Source organism: Pseudomonas juntendi (assembly GCF_009932375.1).
Lineage (GTDB): Bacteria > Pseudomonadota > Gammaproteobacteria > Pseudomonadales > Pseudomonadaceae > Aquipseudomonas > Aquipseudomonas juntendi.
In genome coordinates this window covers 19,720-35,155 of record NZ_BLJG01000118.1, presented here as the reverse complement: position 1 = coordinate 35,155, position 15,436 = coordinate 19,720, and the positions used below count along the sequence as shown (strand labels likewise).

The 15,436-nt window shown below is 63.2% G+C and carries 16 protein-coding genes; 11 read left to right on the top strand and 5 right to left on the bottom strand.

Annotated elements, in window-relative coordinates; translation table 11 throughout:
* Both GYA94_RS16785 and GYA94_RS16780 read right to left on the bottom strand, forming a co-directional pair.
* Window positions 1-326, bottom strand: a 326-nt coding sequence (locus GYA94_RS16785; protein ID WP_161892739.1) for a gamma-glutamyl-gamma-aminobutyrate hydrolase family protein, incomplete at its 3' end; no start/stop codon positions are given.
* Between the two features lie 4 nt (window positions 327-330).
* A complete protein-coding gene (locus GYA94_RS16780) occupies window positions 331-1,671 on the bottom strand; it encodes a glutamine synthetase family protein (RefSeq protein ID WP_438826246.1) in 1,341 nt (446 codons plus the stop codon).
* Between the two features lie 244 nt (window positions 1,672-1,915).
* On the opposite strand from GYA94_RS16780, the gene GYA94_RS16775 reads away from it, so the two are divergent.
* The 5 genes from GYA94_RS16775 to GYA94_RS16755 all read left to right on the top strand — a co-directional run bounded on the left by GYA94_RS16775 (window position 1,916) and on the right by GYA94_RS16755 (window position 6,619).
* A complete protein-coding gene (locus GYA94_RS16775) occupies window positions 1,916-2,788 on the top strand; it encodes a LysR family transcriptional regulator (RefSeq protein ID WP_009684533.1) in 873 nt (290 codons plus the stop codon).
* 205 nt (window positions 2,789-2,993) lie between these two features.
* Entirely contained in the window at window positions 2,994-3,257 is a 264-nt protein-coding gene (rpoZ, locus tag GYA94_RS16770) for a DNA-directed RNA polymerase subunit omega (protein ID WP_003253383.1), read from the top strand.
* A gap of 59 nt (window positions 3,258-3,316) precedes the next feature.
* Window positions 3,317-5,425: a bifunctional GTP diphosphokinase/guanosine-3',5'-bis pyrophosphate 3'-pyrophosphohydrolase gene (spoT, locus tag GYA94_RS16765; protein WP_009684532.1), complete on the top strand. Its 2,109-nt coding sequence runs from the start codon at window positions 3,317-3,319 to the stop codon at window positions 5,423-5,425.
* Between the two features lie 23 nt (window positions 5,426-5,448).
* Window positions 5,449-5,829: a RidA family protein gene (locus tag GYA94_RS16760; RefSeq protein WP_009684531.1), complete on the top strand. Its 381-nt coding sequence runs from the start codon at window positions 5,449-5,451 to the stop codon at window positions 5,827-5,829.
* A gap of 58 nt (window positions 5,830-5,887) precedes the next feature.
* Complete coding sequence (locus GYA94_RS16755) at window positions 5,888-6,619, top strand: hypothetical protein (protein WP_161892737.1); 732 nt, start codon at window positions 5,888-5,890, stop codon at window positions 6,617-6,619.
* Between the two features lie 142 nt (window positions 6,620-6,761).
* Here the strand turns inward: GYA94_RS16755 and GYA94_RS16750 are convergent, their stop codons facing one another.
* On the bottom strand, window positions 6,762-7,619 hold the full coding sequence (locus tag GYA94_RS16750) for an SDR family oxidoreductase (protein ID WP_054881210.1): 858 nt from the start codon (window positions 7,617-7,619) through the stop codon (window positions 6,762-6,764).
* A 191-nt stretch (window positions 7,620-7,810) separates the two neighbouring features.
* On the opposite strand from GYA94_RS16750, the gene exbB reads away from it, so the two are divergent.
* The 6 genes from exbB (at window position 7,811) to GYA94_RS16720 (ending at window position 14,521) form a co-directional block, all read left to right on the top strand.
* A complete protein-coding gene (exbB, locus tag GYA94_RS16745; protein ID WP_161892736.1) occupies window positions 7,811-8,776 on the top strand; it encodes a tonB-system energizer ExbB in 966 nt (321 codons plus the stop codon).
* A gap of 3 nt (window positions 8,777-8,779) precedes the next feature.
* Window positions 8,780-9,208: a TonB system transport protein ExbD gene (gene exbD / locus GYA94_RS16740; protein ID WP_009684525.1), complete on the top strand. Its 429-nt coding sequence runs from the start codon at window positions 8,780-8,782 to the stop codon at window positions 9,206-9,208.
* Window positions 9,205-9,936: an energy transducer TonB gene (locus GYA94_RS16735; protein WP_033690730.1), complete on the top strand. Its 732-nt coding sequence runs from the start codon at window positions 9,205-9,207 to the stop codon at window positions 9,934-9,936. The genes exbD and GYA94_RS16735 overlap by 4 nt, the downstream gene beginning before the upstream one ends.
* Before the next feature lie 94 nt (window positions 9,937-10,030).
* Entirely contained in the window at window positions 10,031-10,957 is a 927-nt protein-coding gene (locus GYA94_RS16730; RefSeq protein ID WP_087500924.1) for a hydrogen peroxide-inducible genes activator, read from the top strand.
* A 3-nt stretch (window positions 10,958-10,960) separates the two neighbouring features.
* Entirely contained in the window at window positions 10,961-13,039 is a 2,079-nt protein-coding gene (recG, locus tag GYA94_RS16725; RefSeq protein ID WP_009684522.1) for an ATP-dependent DNA helicase RecG, read from the top strand.
* A 78-nt stretch (window positions 13,040-13,117) separates the two neighbouring features.
* Window positions 13,118-14,521 carry an aminoacyl-tRNA deacylase and HDOD domain-containing protein gene (locus tag GYA94_RS16720; protein ID WP_110676185.1) on the top strand — a complete coding sequence of 468 codons (1,404 nt, stop codon included), beginning with the start codon at window positions 13,118-13,120 and terminating at the stop codon, window positions 14,519-14,521.
* 31 nt (window positions 14,522-14,552) lie between these two features.
* Here GYA94_RS16720 and GYA94_RS16715 read toward each other — a convergent pair whose 3' ends face one another.
* Window positions 14,553-14,930 carry an SCP2 sterol-binding domain-containing protein gene (locus GYA94_RS16715; protein WP_009684520.1) on the bottom strand — a complete coding sequence of 126 codons (378 nt, stop codon included), beginning with the start codon at window positions 14,928-14,930 and terminating at the stop codon, window positions 14,553-14,555.
* Window positions 14,931-15,076: 146 nt separating this feature from the next.
* Window positions 15,077-15,382 (bottom strand): HU family DNA-binding protein, encoded by a 306-nt coding sequence (locus GYA94_RS16710; protein ID WP_009684519.1) that lies wholly within the window; start codon window positions 15,380-15,382, stop codon window positions 15,077-15,079.
* Window positions 15,383-15,436: the final 54 nt, after the last annotated feature.

The following is a 15,436-nucleotide window of genomic DNA, read 5'->3' as shown; positions in this document are numbered from 1 at the left end:
ACCGGCACACCGGCGGCGATCGCCGCCTGCAGCAGCGGCAAGGTCAGCCGGTCACGCGCCAGGTCATGCCGGGTGCCCGCGGCACTGGGGGCGCCATTGTAATGATGCGGTTCGATATTTGAAGGCGAGCCCGTAAAAACAATGCCGTGCAGGCAGGCCAGCAACGCTTGCGTGTCGCTGCCACCGTCACGGGCCGGCAGAATCAGCGGCAGGCCGGCAAACGCGGCCGCCTCGACATACTTGTCGCCAACCGTGTGCGACGAGTTCTTCCCCACCTGCTGGCGGCAGGCGCTGACACCGATCAAGGGGACCGCAGTTGCGCTCATGGGCTTACACCGTGTGCAGGTACCAGTTGTACTCGAGGTCGGAAATCGACACTTCGAACTCGGCCAGTTCGCTTTCCTTGCAGGCCACGAAGATATCGATGTAGTCCGGGCTGATGTATTGGTTGAGCACTTCACTGTCGTCCAACGCGCGCAAGGCATCGCGCAGGTTGTTCGGCAGGCTCTGTTCGAGTTGCTCGTAGGAGTTGCCTTCGATCGGCGCCTGGGGTTCGACCTGGTTGGTCAGGCCGTGATGCACGCCGGCCAGGATGGCCGCTAGCATCAGGTACGGGTTGGCGTCGGCGCCGGCCACACGGTGCTCAAGGCGCACGTTGTCGCTGCTGTCGGTGGGCACGCGGACGGCTACCGTACGGTTGTCCAGGCCCCAGCTCGGCGCATTGGGCACGTAGAACTGGGCGCCGAAGCGGCGGTAGGAGTTGATGTTCGGGCACAGGAAGGCCATCGATGCCGGCATCGTCTCCAGCACCCCACCAATGGCGTGACGCAGGGTGTCGCTCTGCAGCGGGTCGTCACTGGTGAAGATGTTGTTGCCATCTTTGTCCAGCACGGAAATGTGTACATGCAGGCCGTTGCCTGCCTGGCCCGGGTAGGGCTTGGCCATGAAGGTGGTGTCCATTTCATGGTCGTACGCAATGTTCTTGATCAAGCGCTTGAGCAGTACCGCGTAGTCGCAGGCCTTGAGCGGGTCTGGCACGTGGTGCAGGTTGACTTCGAACTGCGCCGGGGCGCTTTCCTTGACGATGGCGTCGGCCGGGATGCCTTGTTCCTTTGCGCCTTCGAGGATGTCCTGCAGGCAGTCGGCATATTCGTCGAGGTCGTCGATCAGGTACACCTGGGTCGACTGCGGGCGTTTGCCCGAGATTGGCGAGCGCGGTGGCTGTGGGCGGCCGTTCACGTTCTCCTGGTCGATCAGGTAGAACTCCAGCTCGAACGCGGCGCAGATGGTCAGGCCCAGGTCGTCGAACTTGCTGACCACCTGGCGCAGCACTTCCCGCGGGTCGGCGAAAAACGGCTGGCCATCCAGCTCGTGCATGGTCATCAGCAACTGGGCTGTGGGGCGCTTCTGCCACGGCTCATCCGATAACGTGCCAGGGATCGGGAAGCAGATACGGTCGGCATCGCCGATGTCCAGGCCAAGGCCGGTGCTTTCCACAGTGGAGCCGTTGATGTCCAGGGCGAACAGCGACGCCGGCAGGTTGATGCCCTTTTCGTACACCTTGTGCAGGCTGGCTCGCTCGATGCGCTTGCCGCGTACCACGCCGTTCATGTCGGAGATCAGCAGGTCAACGTACTGCGTGTCCGGATGGGCCTGGAGGAAGTCTTTCATCTCGCTGGAAGAACTGGCGCACGGGGTGACCGACGTCATGGCTGTACATCCTTTGATTTGCTGCGGCGATGTGGGGGTACGGCTGGCGCCTCATGGGCGACGATGGTTGCAGCTGTTGTTCTTTTCACTTCCCATCGTGGGGATTGTTGACCCGACCGGGCGCATTGATTCCGGGGGGCGGTTTCACTATAAAATGGCCCTGATGCAACAGACATTGGCAATTCGGCAAGCAGAGCGTGCACCAATGCAATATCAGATCACCCACGCCGACCTCACTCTGGTCCTGGCACTGGAGCGTGGCCGCTCGCTGGCGAAGGCCGCCGAGTTGCTCAAAGTTGACGTATCGACGGTCTTTCGCTCGATACGCCGGCTGGAATCGGCCCTCGGTACTGCGCTGTTCGTGAAAAGCCGCAAAGGCTACCTGCCAACCGATACTGCCCAGGCCCTGGCCGAGCAGGCCGAGCGTGCCGAGCAGGCGCTGGAGGCCGCGCGCATTGCCATGACCAGTGGCGAGCAGGTGGTCAGCGGCACGGTGCGCCTGACCTGTACCGAGGCGGTCATGCACAGCCTGCTGCTGCCGGCGCTGGCCGAGTTCATGCCCAACTACCCGGCGCTGTCGCTGGAAATGGGCACCTCCAACACCTTCGCCAACCTCAGCCGGCGCGACGCCGACATTGCCCTGCGCCTGACCAATACACCGCCGGAGCACCTGGTGGGCCGCAACCTGGGCTCGACGTCCTATGTCATCTGCGGCCAGCCGCAGTGGCGCGAGCGGCTGGCCGAATCGCCTGCCAGCACCCCGTGGATCGCCCCTGACGACTCCATGCAGGACCACCCCACGGTGGTCTGGCGCAACCAGCAGCACCCCGGGTTGAGCCCGCGCTACCAGTGCAGCAGCATGTCGACCATCGCCCAGTTGGTGACCGCCGGGTTGGGCGTGGCGGCGCTGCCGGACTACATGGTGCATGCGCTGCCCGGCGTCGATGCGCTCAGCGGGCCGCTGGCCGGCTGCGACACCCAGCTGTGGCTGCTGACCCGCCCAGACTGCCGGGCACTGCGCTCGGTGCAGACCTTGTTCGAAGAGCTGACCCCGAGGTTGCGCGGCGCGATGCTCTGAGGTTATCGTCAGGCTCATGCGTCGAGGGTGTCTGTTTCGGCCCTTTCGCGGCTGAAACCGCGCCTGCACGGTGCGGTGGCAGGCTTGGGGATGACGCTGCTCGGCAAAACAGCGCTTCCCTATTGGCTGGTGAATTTTTATACTATCGAGTCCGCCTGCCCACTATTGGGCTGCACGCCCACCGCATTTGCTACTGAGGAAGACCATGGCCCGCGTAACTGTTGAAGACTGCCTGGAACACGTGGATAACCGCTTTGAGCTGGTCATGCTCTCGACCAAGCGCGCTCGCCAGCTGGCGACCGGCGGCAAGGAACCACGCGTAGCGTGGGAAAACGACAAGCCTACCGTCGTTGCCCTGCGTGAAATCGCCGAAGGCATCGTCACCAACGAATTCATCGCCGCTGAAGAGATCGTCACCGAGGATCCGGTGTTCGCCGCGTTCGAGGACGAGAACAACGAGGCTGTCTGATTGATGCCAGGTCGACGTCGCACGGCGCAAGGCCCTCTTCCTCGGCAGGAGGTAAACCCATGCCGGGTATAGAAGCCTTGGCCGAACGGCTGTCGACCTATCTTGGCCCTGAACAGGTCAACCTGGTCCGGCGCGCCTATTTCTACGCCGAACAGGCCCACGACGGGCAGCGCCGCCGCAGCGGCGAGCCCTACGTGACCCACCCGCTGGCCGTGGCCAGCATCCTCGCCGACATGCACATGGACCATCAAAGCCTGATGGCGGCCATGCTGCACGATGTGATCGAAGACACCGGTATCGCCAAGGAAGCCCTCAGCCAGCAATTTGGTGAGACCGTGGCCGAGCTGGTTGACGGGGTCAGCAAGCTGACCCAGATGAACTTCGAAACCAAGGCCGAGGCGCAGGCTGAAAACTTTCAGAAAATGGCCATGGCCATGGCGCGCGATATCCGCGTGATCCTGGTCAAGCTGGCTGACCGCCTGCACAACATGCGCACCCTTGAAGTGCTGTCCGGTGAAAAGCGCCGGCGCATCGCCAAGGAAACCCTCGAAATCTACGCCCCCATCGCCAATCGCCTGGGCATGCATACGGTGCGCGTGGAGTTCGAAGACCTCGGCTTCAAGGCCATGCACCCCATGCGCTCGTCGCTGATTCACCGTGCGGTGAAAAGCGCTCGTGGCAACCGCAAGGAAATCGTCGCCAAGATCGAGCACTCGCTGGCGAACTGCCTGGCTGCAGATGGCATCGAAGGCGAAATCAGCGGCCGGCAGAAGCACCTCTATGGCATCTACAAGAAGATGCGCGGCAAGCGCCGCGCCTTCAACGAGATCATGGACGTGTACGCCTTCCGCGTCATCGTTGACAAAGTCGATACCTGCTACCGTGTGCTCGGCGCCGTGCATAACCTCTACAAGCCGCTGCCCGGCCGCTTCAAGGACTACATCGCGATCCCCAAGGCCAACGGTTACCAGTCGTTGCACACCACGCTGTTCGGTATGCATGGCGTGCCCATCGAAATCCAGATCCGCACCCGCGAGATGGAAGAGATGGCCAACAACGGCATCGCGGCGCATTGGCTGTACAAGTCCAACGACGACGAGCAACCCAAGGGCAGCCACGCCCGTGCCCGCCAGTGGGTCAAAGGCATCCTCGAGCTGCAGCAGCGTGCTGGCAACTCGCTGGAGTTCATCGAAAGCGTGAAGATCGACCTGTTCCCGGACGAGGTCTACGTGTTCACGCCCAAGGGCCGCATCATGGAGCTGCCCAAAGGCTCGACGGCCGTCGACTTCGCTTACGCGGTACACACCGACGTCGGCAACAGCTGCATCGCCTGCCGTATCAATCGCCGCCTGGCGCCGTTGTCCGAACCGCTGCAGAGCGGGTCCACGGTGGAAATCGTCAGCGCCCCGGGCGCCCGGCCAAACCCGGCCTGGCTCAACTTCGTGGTTACCGGCAAGGCGCGCACGCACATCCGCCACGCGCTCAAGCAGCAGCGCCGGTCCGAATCCATCAGCCTGGGCGAACGCCTGCTGAACAAGGTGCTGACCGGCTTCGACAGCAGCCTGGAGAAGATCCCTCAGGAACGTATCCAGGCGATCCTGGCGGAGTACCGCCTGGAACTGATCGAAGACCTGCTCGAAGATATCGGCCTGGGCAACCGCATGGCGTATGTGGTTGCGCGCCGCCTGCTGTCAGCCGAAGGCGAACAGTTGCCAGCACCGGAAGGGCCGCTGGCGATCCGTGGTACCGAGGGGCTGGTACTGAGTTATGCCAAGTGCTGTACACCCATCCCGGGCGACCCGATCGTCGGCCACCTGTCGGCAGGCAAGGGCATGGTCGTGCACCTGGAGAACTGCCGCAACATCAGTGAAATCCGCCACAACCCGGAAAAATGCGTGCAGCTTTCCTGGGCCAAGGACATCACCGGCGAGTTCAATGTCGAACTGCGGGTCGAACTGGAGCACCAGCGCGGCCTGATTGCCCTGCTTGCCAGCAGCGTCAACGCGGCCGACGGCAATATCGAGAAAATCAGCATGGACGAGCGCGACGGCCGTATCAGCGTGGTCCAACTGGTGGTCAGCGTACACGATCGCGTGCACCTGGCCCGTGTGATCAAGAAGCTGCGTACCTTGACCGGTGTGGTCCGCATCACCCGCATGCGTACGTAGTCCGCCAACCGCAAGGAGTCATCATGAGCAAGACCGTCATCAACAGCGACAAGGCACCCGCCGCTATCGGCACCTACTCGCAGGCGATCAAGGCCGGCAATACCGTGTACATGTCCGGCCAGATCCCGCTGGACCCGAAGACCATGGAGCTGGTCGAAGGCTTCGAAGCCCAGACCGTGCAGGTATTCGAGAACCTCAAGGCCGTGGCTGAGGCTGCTGGCGGTTCGTTCAAGGACATCGTCAAGCTGAACATCTTCCTGACTGACCTGAGCCACTTCGCCAAGGTCAACGAGGTGATGGGCCGTTACTTCGAACAGCCTTACCCAGCGCGCGCCGCGATTGGCGTTGCTGCGCTGCCAAAAGGCGCCCAGGTCGAAATGGACGCCATCCTGGTCATCGAATGATGCCTTGGGCGACGGGCACCCTGCCCGTCGCTCCCTCTCCTGCGCAAGGTTTCCCGACATGCGTCACGCACTGCCCCTCGCGCTGGCAGCCCTGCTCCTGAGCGGCTGCGCCAGCCACAAACCCGAAGATTTCAACGGCACCTGGATCAACCAGGCTGCGATCAAGGCCGCGGTAAAGGGCGACAGCCTGCGCCAGGCCCTCAATGAAAATGGTCCTGTATTCGAGTGGAAGCTCGACGTCGCCAACCAACAGGCCAGCTACAGCAATGGCTTCGAAGCGGCGGACGGCCAGCTGGTCACGCTCGACAAGCAATTGCAGGCCAGCTTTGACGGTGGCCAGACCGAGCAGCTTGCGCTGGACGGTGACGAACTGCTGACCACAGACCAGAGCGGCGCAAAGCAGGCTTTTGTCCGCGTACAACCCTCTGCCACCGCCAACGCCCCGCTGGGCAGCAGCTTCGAAAAAGCCCTGTACCAAGCGTATCTGGGCGGTGAATGGACCATTCTCGAAGGCCAGGGCCAAGGCGGAAAAGTGCGCTTCAGCGATACCGGCAACGTCACTGGCCTGCCTGGGCCAGAACGTTTCGCACTGTGCCTGGCCGGCGACTGCGCCACCATGGGCGGCAGCAACGACAGCCTGTGGCTGGAGCGCAACCAACGGGGTGCGCCTTTCATCATCAAGCGTGAAGGCGACAAGCTGGAGATCTTCCAGGCGGTGAACCGTGCCCAGGCTGATGACATGCCCCAACTGGCAGCGGGCAAGCGCCAGTGGTTGCTGGAAAAAAACTGAAGCCTGCAGCAGCGGCCTTGTTTCGCGACAGGGCCGCAACACGGCACCAGGGCATCAGCGTCGCCGCGTGGATTGCCAGGGCTGCGTTGCAGCCCAATTGCAACACCAGGCCGCGCCTACAGAAGTCGCGTCAAGGGTGTGGTCAGGCTTTCGCCGCCAGGATGGCTGCGTAGCCTTCCTTGTAACTCGGATACACCGGCGCCCAGCCCAACGCCTTCACCCGTGCGTTGCTGCAGCGCTTGCTACCGGTACGCCGCACGCGCTGTTCATCTGACCACTCGGTGACCCCCAGGTAGGCCCGCAACCAGGCCACCACATCGGCCAGCGGTGCCGGATCATCGTCAACCCCGATGTAACAGTCGTCCAACGCCTTGCCATCAGCATCTTCCTGCAGCAGAAACGCCAGCAAGCTGGCAGCATCTTCGGCATGAATACGGTTGCCGTACAGCGGCGGCTGCTCAGCCACCCGATAGCCTTGGCGTACCTGGCTCAGCAGCCACTCGCGGCCGGGGCCGTAGATGCCAGTGAGGCGCACCACACTCGCCGGTATGCCGCTGCCAAGGGCCAAGCGCTCCGCTTCCAGCATCACCCGCCCCGAATACCCCTCGGGCTCGGTCGCCGACCCTTCCTCAACCCACTCGCCGTCCTTCTGCGCATACACGCTACTGCTTGACACGAACAGCAGACGGCGCGGCCGTTGGCCGCGCTCGGCCAGCCAGGCCAGCACATGGCGTAAACCGTCGACATACGCCGCCCGGTAACCCGCCTCGTCATGCTGGCTGGCCGCCACGCAGTACACCAGGTAGTCCAGCGTACCCCGTGGCCATGCGGCTGGCAGCGAGGGCTCGGCCAAGTCCGCAGCCACCGGGTGAACCCCCGCAGGCAATTGCCCCACCGAACGGCGCAGGCCACTGACCTGCCAGCCACGTGCCAGCATCTGCCGGGCCAAGCGCCCGCCTACATCACCACAACCCACCACCATCACGGAAAGGTCTGACATCACAAAACTCCCTGGACCAACTGATCAGCCCAACCACGCTACACGATGGATGGCTAGACCATAGGCGAAAAAAGCTACAATATTACTTTTGTTAACAAGAATTACTTGCAATAATGGCGGCCAAGTTGTTCTCGGCCCGCCTCGAGGCCTTGGAGAACGTTCGTCTTTTCTCTTCATCAGGTCCGGCCAGCATGACACGTACTAAACCCTCCGCTTCGCCAACCCAGTCGCGCGCCTGGCGCGCCATCGCCGCGCTGACGCTCAGCCTGGTGCTGGCCCCGGCAGCCATGGCCGATGAGCCAACCGCCAATACCACCACGCCGGCCGCCGCCACTGCCGCTGCTGCCCCGAGCACCGCCCCTGCTGGCGAAGCACCCGCCACCAGCGCCACTGCCGGTGCACCAGCTGCAGCAGACCCAAGCGTCGAAGCCCTGGTTGAAGATACCTCGCTGGGCATGGCCCACGACCTGTCCCCATGGGGCATGTACAAGAACGCCGACATCGTGGTGAAGATCGTCATGATCGGCCTGGCTATCGCCTCCATCATCACTTGGACCATCTGGATCGCCAAAGGCTTCGAGCTGATGGGCGCCAAACGCCGCCTGCGTGGCGAAATCGCCCAGCTGAAGAAGGCCACCACGCTGAAAGATGCCAGCGAAGTCTCCAGCAAGGAAGGCACGCTGGCCCATACCTTGGTGCACGACGCCCTTGAAGAGATGCGCCTTTCGGTCAATGCCCGCGAGAAAGAGGGTATCAAGGAACGCGTCAGCTTCCGCCTGGAGCGCCTGGTGCATGCCAGCGGCCGTAACATGAGCAGCGGCACCGGCGTACTCGCCACCATTGGTTCCACCGCCCCGTTCGTCGGCCTGTTCGGCACCGTCTGGGGCATCATGAACAGCTTCATCGGTATCGCCAAGACCCAGACCACCAACCTGGCCGTGGTCGCCCCGGGTATCGCCGAAGCCCTGCTGGCCACCGCCCTGGGCCTGGTCGCGGCAATCCCGGCCGTGGTCATCTACAACGTCTTCGCCCGTTCCATTGCCGGCTACAAGGCTCAGGTGTCCGATGCTTCCGCCCAGGTACTGCTGCTGGTCAGCCGCGATCTGGACCACCAAGGCAGCGAGCGCGCCGCCCCGCACATGGTGAAAGTGGGGTAAGCCATGGGCCTGCATCTCAACGAAGGTGGCGACGACCTCGCCGAAAACCACGAAATCAACGTTACGCCGTTCATCGACGTAATGCTGGTACTGCTGATCATCTTCATGGTTGCCGCCCCCCTGGCCACAGTCGATATCAAGGTCGACCTGCCGGCCTCGACCGCCAAACCGGCGCCGAGGCCCGAGAAGCCGGTGTTCGTCAGCGTGAAGGCAGACCAGAAGCTGTACGTCGGCGACGATCAGGTCCCGGCACCCGACCAGCTTGGCCCGATGCTCGACGCCAAGACCAAGGGTGACAAGGAAACCACCATCTTCTTCCAGGCCGACAAAGGCGTGGATTACGGTGACCTGATGGAAGTGATGAACAACATGCGCTCGGCCGGCTACCTGAAAGTCGGCCTGGTAGGTCTCGAGACGGCAGCCAAGAAATGACAAAACCGCGCTCAAACATGGCGCGCTACGCTGGCAGCCTGGCGATCGTGCTGGGCGTGCACGTGGTCGCCGTGCTGCTGACGCTCAACTGGTCTGTGCCCCAGGCCATCGAGTTGCCGCCAGCAGCCATGATGGTCGAACTGGCACCGCTGCCGGAACCCGCGCCACCGCCGCCCCCGAAAGCGGCGCCGCAGCCACCTGCACCGGTAGAGGAACCACCTCTGCCGAAGCTGGTGGAGGCACCCAAGCCGAAGATCGCCATCCCCAAGCCGCCCAAGCCGAAGGCCAAGCCCCAGCCGCCCAAGCCTGAGAAGAAGCCTGAGCCGCCGAAGGAAGCACCGCCGACCGAGCAGACCGTCGACGCGCCGCCGAGCAATACGCCTCCGCAGAAGTCCGCGGCACCGGCCCCGAGCATCGCGTCCAACAGCAACGCCCTGCCGACCTGGCAGAGTGACCTGCTGCGCCACCTGGCCAAGTACAAACGGTACCCGGAAGACGCGCGCCGCCGTGGCCTGCAAGGCATCAACCGCCTGCGCTTCGTGGTCGACGCCGAGGGCAAGGTGGTGTCGTATTCGATGGCCGGTGGGTCGGGCAGTGCCGCGCTGGACCGCGCGACCATGGAAATGATCCGCCGCGCCGGCAAAGTGCCAAAGCCGCCACCCGAGTTGTTGAACAATGGCACCATCGAAGTCGTGGCGCCCTTCGTCTACTCGCTGGACCGCCGCTAAGACTTTTGTTTCTGTCACAAATCGGCAAGTCTGATAACGTGCGTCTATCGATTGCAGCCGCTATGCTGGGGCCGCAACTTCATGGACGCACGTTATGACCCTCACAGAACTACGCTACATCGTCACACTCGCCCAGGAACAGCACTTCGGCCATGCCGCCGAGCGCTGCCACGTGAGCCAGCCGACCCTGTCGGTCGGTGTGAAGAAGCTTGAGGATGAGCTTGGCGTTCTGATCTTCGAACGCAGCAAAAGCGCGGTCCGCCTGACCCCTGTCGGCGAGAGCATCGTTGCCCAGGCACAAAAGGTACTGGAGCAGGCCCAGGGCATTCGCGAACTGGCCCAGGCTGGCAAGAACCAGCTGACTGCGCCGCTCAAGGTCGGTGCCATCTACACCGTGGGCCCCTACCTGTTCCCGCACCTGATCCCGCAACTGCACCGCGTGGCACCGCAGATGCCGCTGTACATCGAAGAAAACTTCACCCATGTGCTGCGCGAGAAGCTGCGCAATGGCGAGCTGGACGCGGTGATCATCGCCCTGCCGTTCAATGAAGCCGATGTGCTCACCCTGCCCCTCTACGACGAACCGTTCTGCGCGCTGATGCCTGCCGACCACCCATGGACGGCCAAAAAGACCATCGACACCGCCATGCTCAACGACAAGAGCCTGTTGCTGCTGGGTGAAGGTCACTGCTTCCGTGACCAGGTGCTGGAAGCCTGCCCTACCCTGAACAAGGGGGGTGAAGGGTCGCGGCACACCACGGTCGAATCCAGCTCGCTGGAAACCATCCGCCACATGGTAGCGTCCGGCCTTGGCGTGTCCATCCTGCCGCTGTCGGCGGTGCACAGCCACCACTACGCGCCTGGGGTCATCGAAGTCCGCCCGCTGACCGCCCCGGCACCGTTCCGCACCGTGGCCATCGCCTGGCGCGCCAGCTTCCCACGGCCAAAGGCCATCGAGATCCTCGCCGACTCGATCCGCCTGTGCTCGGTAGCCAAGGCCCCTGCAGAACAACCGGCCTGAGTCATGACGGAGCTGTCGAACGTCCCGGTCACCGTGCTCAAGGGTGTTGGCGAGGCCATGGCCGAAAAGCTCGCCAAGGTCGGCCTGGAAAACTTGCAGGACGTGCTGTTCCACCTGCCCCTGCGCTATCAGGACCGCACCCGCGTGGTTCCGATCGGCCAGCTGCGCCCAGGCCAGGACGCGGTGATCGAGGGGGTGGTCAGCGGTGCCGACGTGACCATGGGCAAGCGTCGCAGCCTGGTGGTACGCCTGGGTGACGGCAGTGGCGTGTTGAGCTTGCGCTTCTACCATTTCAGCAACGCGCAAAAGGAAGGGCTCAAGCGCGGCACCCACCTGCGCTGCTACGGCGAAGCTCGCCCGGGTGCTTCCGGGCTGGAGATCTACCACCCGGAGTACCGCGCACTGAACGGTGACGAACCGCCACCGCCGGTCGATCAGACTCTCACCCCGATCTACCCGTCTACCGAGGGCCTCACCCAGCAACGCCTGCGCCAACTGTGCCAACAGAGCCTGAGCCTGCTCGGCCCGCGCAGCCTGCCCGACTGGCTGCCCGACGAACTGGCCCGCGACTACCAGCTGGCGCCGCTGGATGACGCCATCCGCTACCTGCACAACCCGCCCGCCGACGCCGACGTCGAGGAGTTGGCCCTGGGCCACCACTGGGCTCAGCACCGCCTGGCATTCGAAGAGCTGCTCACCCACCAGCTGTCGCAACAGCGCCTGCGCGAGAGCCTGCGCAGCCTGCGTGCGCCAGTGCTGCCCAAGGCCACCCGGCTGCCGGCGCAATACCTGGCCAATTTGGGCTTCCAGCCGACCGGCGCGCAGCAGCGCGTCGCCAACGAAATTGCCTACGACCTCAGCCAGCACGAGCCGATGATGCGCCTGGTGCAAGGCGACGTGGGTGCCGGCAAGACCGTGGTCGCCGCGCTGGCCGCGTTGCAGGCCCTGGAGGCTGGTTATCAGGTGGCATTGATGGCCCCCACCGAGATCCTTGCCGAACAGCACTACATCACCTTCAAGCGCTGGCTGGAGCCTTTGGGTTTGGAGGTGGCCTGGCTGGCCGGCAAACTCAAGGGCAAGGCGCGGGCGGCGTCGCTCGAGCAGATCGCCAATGGCGCCCCGATGGTGGTCGGCACCCACGCCCTGTTCCAGGACGAGGTGAAGTTCAAGCACCTGGCCTTGGCCATCATCGACGAACAGCACCGTTTCGGCGTGCAGCAACGCCTGGCGCTGCGCAAGAAAGGCGTGGCCGGCGAGCTGTGCCCACACCAGCTGATCATGACCGCGACCCCCATTCCGCGCACCTTGGCCATGAGTGCCTACGCCGACCTGGACACCTCGGTGCTCGACGAGCTGCCGCCTGGGCGCACGCCGGTGAACACCGTGCTGGTGGCCGACAGCCGGCGTTTCGAAGTGGTCGAACGGGTACGCGCCGCCTGCGCTGAAGGGCGCCAGGCGTACTGGGTGTGCACGCTGATCGAAGAGTCCGAGGAACTGACCTGCCAAGCAGCCGAAAGCACTTACGAGGAGCTGGGCAGCGCCTTGGGTGAACTGCGAGTCGGGTTGATCCACGGCCGCATGAAACCGGCGGAAAAGGCCGAGATCATGGCCGAGTTCAAGGCCGGCAACCTGCAGTTGCTGGTCGCCACCACCGTCATCGAGGTGGGCGTGGACGTGCCCAATGCCAGCCTGATGATCATCGAAAACCCCGAGCGCCTCGGCCTGGCCCAGCTGCACCAGTTGCGTGGCCGGGTGGGCCGCGGCAGCGCCGTCAGCCATTGCGTGCTGCTGTACCACCCGCCGCTGTCGCAGATCGGCCGCGAGCGTTTGGGCATCATGCGCGAAACCAACGACGGCTTCATCATCGCCGAAAAAGACCTTGCGCTACGCGGCCCGGGCGAAATGCTGGGTACCCGCCAGACCGGCCTGCTGCAATTCAAGGTCGCCGACCTGATGCGCGACGCCGACCTGTTGCCAGCGGTACGCGATGCCGCCCAGGCCCTGATCGCACGCTGGCCGGAGCACGTCAGCCCGCTGCTGGACCGCTGGCTGCGTCATGGCCAGCAATATGGTCAGGTGTGACGCCTGTCCCATAATGGATCCAGATTTGCGCCCAGGGTGGTTATACTTCGCGTTTAAAAGAATCAGTGGATACGGACCATGACTGAAGTTGCCCTGGACACCGCAACCCCACACACGCCTTCCGTCATCAGGCTGCTGCTCGAGAAACTCGGCGTAGCCTACCGCGAGGTGGTCGAACATCCGCACCTGCCCGCAGCCTCGCGGGTACAGGCCGTGCTGCTGGACGACGAGGTGGGCGCCATGATGGTGCTGTTCCCGCAGAGCCAGCTGCTGGACCTGAACCGCCTGGCCGAACTGACCGGGCGCAAGCTCACCGCCGTGTCGGTGCCACGCCTCAAGCAAATGCTCGACAAACACCAGCTCAAGGCGCTGCCGGGCATCCCGGCGCTCACCAGCTCACCGTGCCAGTACGAAAAAAGCCTGCTGGACGTCGACCTGGTGTACATCAATTCGGGTGAAGCCGGCCTGTTGCTGGAAATAGAGCGCGCGCACTTCAAGCGCATGTTGCTCAAGGCCAGCGCCAGCAGCTTTGGCCAGGAAGTCGAGGCGATCAGCCCCAACCTCGACCGCCCCAACGACGATACCCGCGAAATCACCAATGCCGTGCAAGCTTTCACTGCCCGGCGTATCCAGAAGCGTCTGGAAGAAACCATCGAAATCCCGCCGCTGGCCGATACTGCGCAGAAAATCATCAAACTGCGGGTAGACCCCAACGCCAGCATCGACGATATCACTGGGGTGGTTGAAACCGACCCGGCCCTGGCCGCCCAGGTGGTCAGCTGGGCGGCATCACCCTACTACGCCTCGCCGGGCAAGATCCGCTCGGTGGAAGACGCCATCGTGCGCGTGCTGGGCTTCGACCTGGTGATCAACCTCGCCCTTGGCCTGGCCCTGGGCAAGACCCTGAGCCTGCCCAAGGACAGCCCTCAGCAGGCCACCCCGTACTGGCAGCAGTCGATCTACACCGCCGCCATCATCGAGGGCCTTACCCGAGCCATGCCGCGGGCAGAGCGCCCTGAAGCAGGCCTGACCTACCTGGCCGGGCTGTTGCACAACTTCGGTTACCTGCTGCTGGCACACGTTTTCCCGCCGCACTTCTCGCTGATTTGTCGCCACCTGGAGGTCAACCCTCACCTGAACCACACCTATGTGGAACAACACCTGCTGGGTATCAGCCGCGAGCAGATTGGTGCCTGGTTGATGAAACTGTGGGACATGCCGGTAGAGCTCTCGGCCGCGCTGCGTTTCCAGCACGACCCGGCCTACGATGGCGAGTTTTCGGCATTCCCCAACCTGGTATGCCTGGCCACACGCCTGCTGCGCTCGCGAGGGATTGGCTCGGGGCCGCTGGAGGAGATTCCTGACGAACTGCTGGAGCGTTTGGGCATTGCCCGGGAAAAAGCCGAGGATGTGGTGAACAAAGTGCTGGAGGCCGAGAGCTTGCTGCGGGAGCTGGCTTCGCAGTTCAACGCACCGCATTGAAGCCCGGGGCCGCTTGGCGGCCCCAAACATTTCAGCCCTGCTTCTTCTTCGGCTTCAGGTACTTCATCAACCCCTGAAACCACATCACCAACGCCGGATTGCCCTTGATCTGGATGTTCTTGTCCTGAATGCCCTGCATGAACGCCAACTGCTTGTTGCTTGCCTGCAAGGTGGCAAAGCCATAGGCGGCATCTTTGAAGGCAATGGCAAAGGCTGGCTGTGAGTACGACCCGCTTTTGCTGCTGACCCGCTCGTTGCTGACGATAAAGTGCCGGGCGACCTTGCCGTCCAGGGTCTGCATCTGGAACACCAGGTCCTTGCCTTTGAGCTGCTGCTGGAATGCCGGATTATTGCGGCTGGCCCGGGCCATCAACAGCCCCATGGCCCAGAGAAGAAAGCGGAACTTCATCGACACGCCTCGATGGAAAAGTGACTAAGTTGCGCAGTTTATCCTCCTAATGACCTTTTTATGCAAGTTCGCAGCAATTACCGGGTGTAAAGCACAACGGGCGCCATCTGGCGCCCGTTCGGGATCAACGCATCCTCAGTGCACAGTTACTTTTTCTTGCTGGCCTTGCTCGGCGCGGCCGGCGTATTGACGCTGTCCCTGAGGTTCTTGCCGGGCTTGAAAGCTACGGTATTGCTGGCTTTGATCTTGACCGGCTGGCCGGTTTGCGGGTTTTTGCCGGTACGCGCGCCGCGGTGACGCTTTTCGAAAGTGCCGAAACCAACCAGGGTCACGGTGTCCTTGTCCAGGGCACCCGTGATGCTGTCGAGAATCGCATTCAGCACTTGATTAGCCTTTTCTTTGGTCAGGTCAGCTTTTTCAGCGATGACGGCGGCGAGTTCTGGTTTGCGCATAGTAAAGCCTCTTTGACGGAATTCTTGTTGTTATGCCGTGCTGCCTTCAGGAGC